This window comes from Rhizobium sp. PDO1-076 (assembly GCF_000247475.1).
Lineage (GTDB): Bacteria > Pseudomonadota > Alphaproteobacteria > Rhizobiales > Rhizobiaceae > Allorhizobium.
Genome location: NZ_AHZC01000247.1, coordinates 1 through 1,791, shown reverse-complemented (window position 1 = coordinate 1,791; position 1,791 = coordinate 1). Strand labels below are relative to the sequence as shown.

1 protein-coding gene is annotated in these 1,791 nt (G+C 58.2%); it reads right to left on the bottom strand.

What is annotated here, in order from left to right:
• Positions 1–399 precede the first annotated feature (399 nt).
• The gene (locus PDO_RS14255; RefSeq protein ID WP_007602891.1) at positions 400–1,506 is read right to left on the bottom strand and encodes an IS110 family RNA-guided transposase; all 1,107 of its coding nucleotides are present in this window, start codon (positions 1,504–1,506) and stop codon (positions 400–402) included.
• Between the last annotated feature and the right edge of the window lie 285 nt (positions 1,507–1,791).

Genomic DNA, 1,791 nt, shown 5'->3' with positions numbered 1-1,791 from the left:
AGCTTAACCCGGTCGAAAACCTCTGGCACTTCATGCGCGAAAACTGGCTGTCGAACCGCATCTTCAAGTCCTCTTATGTTCGTTGTCAAGTTGTCTGGGCATGATTATGTCCCTTCCATCAGTAGTGATGAAGCCGTGTAGATGAAGCTGATATACAAAGTTGGAGGCAGGGCTTTCGACGACTGTTGGCATACTCTTATGCGCGGGTTGTTTACCGCATTTCCGTAGGTTCGTCTGGGGCTGCCTCTGTCTACGATCGGGCATGAGCTCAACGCTTGCCACGTGGACTTGGCGAGGATTCCCCACCGGGGCTCTGCCCCCAAGTTTATACACCAGCAGATGTATCCGAATGCTGATTAGCTGCTTCCTTTCATGTGTTGAGTTTGGCGTTGATCATGCTTATGCGGCCGGAGCGACCTCCTGACCGATGGCCCACAGGAACGCCGCCATTTCCCGAGCGATCGCGATGACGGCGACCGCCTTGAGCTTCCCCGCACCGATAAGTTTACGGTAGCGTGCGCATAGCCGGATCTGAGCTTTCCAGGCGATTTCGCGGACCGGCCGTGGCAGCTCTTCCAGTCTTGCCTGAATGGCCCGACTTACCCGGGCCGGGTATCGATACGTCCACGCGCCCTCGATCAGAACACGGCGGGCCCGCGTATTTCCCGCCTTGGTGATACCCTTGCGTTTCACCCGTTCGCCCGTCGAGCTCTCGGACGGCACAAGCCCCAGATACGCCATCAGCTGCGGAGCCGTTTCGAAGCGCCTGACGTCGCCGATTTCAACCACGAAAGTCACCGCAGTGAGGAGCGCGACGCCGCGCATTGCCTGATAGGCTTCGACGACTGGTGCCATCGACCAGGAGGCCACCGTTGCGGCGATCTGTTTGGTCAGCCGCTCTACCCGGACCTCAGCGTCTTCGATGGTCTGAATATATTCAGCCAGAACGATGTGGTGGGCGGGATGGGTGAACGATAGCTCTGCCAACCATCGCCGATGGATTTGTGTCCAGGGCGAGCGGCCACTGTAAATATGACCGCGACGCAGCAGGAAAGCCTGCAATTGCTGGCGGGATTTCTTCAGTGCGTCGTTTGCAGCCTCACGAGCCCGGACCAGATCGCGGATCGCCTCATGGGTCTCGTCTGGAACCCAAACTCCCGTCAGTTCCCCCGCCCGGTGCAATCGCGCCAGGCTCACGGCGTCGCGCCGGTTGGTCTTGACCCGATCGCCCGATCGCTTGGGAATAAGCGATGGCGCAACAACCTCGCAAGCATGGCCAAGCTCAATGATCTGCCGATACAGCTCGTATCCGGTCGGCCCCGCTTCGTAGCAGAAATGCAACCGAGAAGCTCGCTTCGCCAGCTTCTCCACCATCGAGGCGACCGATCCCGGGTCCGACGAGATGTCTCCGTAAAACCTCACCTCACCGTTCCGCCCACCATCGGCGACCGCCACTGAGATCTTCAATTTCGATGTATCCAGTCCGATGAAAAGTTCACTGTCCATGTCCACGGTCCGTCCTCGCTTAAGCATGGGGCTCGTCACCGGCCCGTCCGGTGCGACCGCCATTTCTTGCTTACTACGAAGGCGGGCTGCCTTCACCGTGCGAACATACGGTCTACGACGATATCATCGACCATTGCTGTCATGCCTGGCGCAAACTCGAAAGCCAGCACTGGCGCATCATGTCCATCGGACGCAGGGAATGGGCGCATGGGTTCTGATTAATGAGGAGGCGTATTAGGGAGACCTGTGCGCGGTAAGGACTTTGGATTGATTTTGTTTGATCGT

What these genes read in the sequence shown, in the direction of transcription:
- PDO_RS14255 (WP_007602891.1), bottom strand. Translation starts at nt 1,506, where the DNA reads ATGGACAGTGAACTTTTCATCGGACTGGATACATCGAAATTGAAGATC.